This window comes from Oleiphilus sp. HI0043, assembly GCF_001634935.1.
This window is the reverse complement of record NZ_LWEY01001596.1, coordinates 1-1149: the sequence shown is the minus strand read 5'-3', so window position 1 is coordinate 1149 and position 1149 is coordinate 1. Positions and strand designations below refer to the sequence as shown.

Below are 1149 nucleotides of genomic sequence, written 5' to 3'. Positions count from 1 at the left end.
AGAAGCAAGGTCACTGGGAGTGCATGTTATTGATCGCTGCAATTTGACGATTCTGCAAGAACCTGGCTATGAAGACCTTGCTGAGTTTCTGGCTGCTAACGAGGTGGAAGTTGTCGCGTCTCTACCTTGTTACACGAAAGATAATGTCGACCAACAAAGAGGGAAAGGTGTTTTCGAAGATAGCATCAAGAGCTTAAAGCTCCTAAACAAACTAGGTTATGGAGTCGAAGGGAGCGGCTTGACCTTGAGTTTAGTTTATAATCCTGGTGGTCCGTTCCTACCTCCTCCTCAGCAACAGCTAGAGCAGGATTATAAAAAAGAGCTCTATGAAAATTTCGATATTCTCTTTGACCAACTTTTCACAATAACGAATATGCCTATTTCTCGCTTTGGGAGCGTGCTTTTGTCCAAGGGCGAATTTCATAACTATATGGATCTATTGAAAGAGTCGTATGCAAAGGAAAACCTTACCTCGGTAATGTGTCGCAGCTTGATAAGTATTGACTGGCAGGGCCATGTGTTTGATTGTGATTTCAATCAGATGCTTGATATGCCAATGCTTAGACTGGAGGGAGGATTGATAGCATCTGATAAAAATAGAATGCATCTAAGCGATATTTTAGGGCAGGCTATAGAAGGTTCTACGATAGTTGTGGCAGACCACTGCTATGGTTGCACTGCAGGACAGGGGAGTAGCTGCGGTGGCGCACTCGATTGACCTGAGTATTATTGTTCCCGTATTTAATGAAGCTGAAAATATTGAGCGTTTATTACGCAAGCTCAACACTCTCACTAGTAAGCGCTGCGAAGTGCTGCTGGTCGATGGCGGTAGTACTGATGGTAGTGGCGAGATAATTTCTTCACTTATAAGTGAGCTAGATATGGATGCTCATTTAATTCGCTCAAAGTGTGGGCGTTCCGCACAACAGAATGCTGGTGCAGAGTTAGCTCAAGGGCGTCTTCTTCTGTTTTTGCATGCAGATACGGTATTACCAAGTAAAGCTATTAACATGCTACATGGCGCAATCTCATCCGAACCCGTTTGGGGGCGCTTTGATATTCAGCTCGATAACTCTGCCGCGATATTTAAGGTAATCTCTTGGTTCATCAATATTCGCTCACGGCTTACAGGTATAGCTACTGGAGATC

The 1149-nt window shown here is 44.0% G+C and carries 2 protein-coding genes; both read left to right on the top strand.

Going from position 1 to position 1149, the window contains the following annotated elements; all coding sequences use genetic code 11:
• A partial coding sequence (gene arsS, locus A3729_RS23675) for an arsenosugar biosynthesis radical SAM (seleno)protein ArsS (RefSeq protein WP_068634364.1) occupies nt 1-718 on the top strand: 718 nt, incomplete at its 5' end.
• On the top strand, nt 702-1149 hold a 448-nt coding region (locus tag A3729_RS23670; protein WP_197476017.1), incomplete at its 3' end, for a glycosyltransferase. The genes arsS and A3729_RS23670, both read left to right, overlap by 17 nt.